This is a genomic window from Bradyrhizobium sp. 154, assembly GCF_023073875.1.
Taxonomy (GTDB): Bacteria; Pseudomonadota; Alphaproteobacteria; order Rhizobiales; family Xanthobacteraceae; genus Bradyrhizobium.
In genome coordinates, this window is sequence record NZ_JADPKG010000031.1 from 1 (window position 1) to 1432 (window position 1432).

1 protein-coding gene is annotated in these 1432 nt (G+C 59.7%); it reads left to right on the top strand.

What is annotated here, in order from left to right:
* Window positions 1-79 precede the first annotated feature (79 nt).
* Complete coding sequence (locus IVA92_RS07570; RefSeq protein WP_247279349.1) at window positions 80-1432, top strand: transposase; 1353 nt, start codon at window positions 80-82, stop codon at window positions 1430-1432.

Below are 1432 nucleotides of genomic sequence, written 5' to 3' on the forward strand. Positions count from 1 at the left end.
CGATTCTGTTGAAAAAGGCAGCTGTTGCGACGCAGAGATATCAGTGATTCAGTCTGTCTAATTGGCAGGACTGAAGATCATGATGGGGCATCGGCAAGTCGAACAGACCGCGTTGTTCTATGAGTTCTCGCTCGAAAGACATATCCCGACTGATCACTTGCTGCGGTTGATTGACAGGTTTGTCGATCTTGAACAGGTCCGGCGGGACCTGGCGCCTTTCTACAGCAGCATCGGTCGGCCTTCGATCGATCCCGAGCTGATGATCCGGATGCTCTTGATCGGTTACTGCTTCGGCATTCGATCGGAGCGGCGCCTGTGCGATGAGGTTCACCTCAATCTGGCCTACCGGTGGTTCTGCCGGCTCGGTCTGGATGGGACGGTGCCGGATCACTCGACGTTTTCCAAGAACAGGCACGGCCGCTTCCGGCAGAGCGACCTCTTCCGTCGCGTGTTCGAGAGCGTGCTGCGCCGCTGCATCGAGGAACGACTGGTCGGCGGTGAGGGATTTGCAGTCGATGCGAGCCTAATCAAGGCCGATGCCAATCGGCAGAAGGGGATCGAAGGCGATAAGGGACTTCCGCCGGAGGCTGCCAGCCGAGCAATCGATGAGTATCTGGCTGTCCTTGATGATGCCGCTTTCGGAGCCGCGACCGAGGTTACTCCGAAGTTCGTATCGCCTTCCGATCCGGCGGCGCGCTGGACCGGCGCGCACGGCGGCCAAGCGTTTTTCGCCTATTCGACGAACTATCTGGTCGACATCGAGAACGCGATCATCGTCGATGTTGAGGCAACGACGGCAATCCGGCAGGCGGAGGTATTGGCCGCCAAGCGCATGATTGAGCGCTCGCTGGAGCGGTTTGATCTCTATCCGAGCCGGCTCCTCGGTGACAGCGGCTATGGCTCGGCCGAGATGCTCGCCTGGCTGGTCTATGAGCACGGGATCGAGCCGCACGTTACAGTGTTCGACAAATCGGCCCGCACAGACGGGATCTTCTCGCGCGACGACTTCACCTATGACCATGCTGGGGACATCTATCGTTGCCCTGGTGGCAAAACTCTTACCACGACCGGAACGTTGGTGAATGATGGTGCCACCATGCTTTACCTCGCCAGCAAGCGCGATTGTGATCGATGCGCATTGAAGCCCCGATGCTGCCCCAAGCAGGCTTCACGGAGGGTGCCCCGCTCGATCTACGAGGGCGCCCGCGACATGGCGCGCCAGATCGCGAGATCGTGGGAGGGAGGCACCTCGCGCCGGCTCCGCAAGAAAATCGAGATGTTGTTCGCGCACCTCAAGCGCATTCTCAAGCTCGACCGTTTGCGTTTACGAGGTCCAAACGGCGCGCGCGACGAGTTCATCCTCGCAGCCACCGCCCAAAACCTTCGAAAGATGGCCAAGCTGATCCCGATGCCCACCCCGACGCTCGCATAG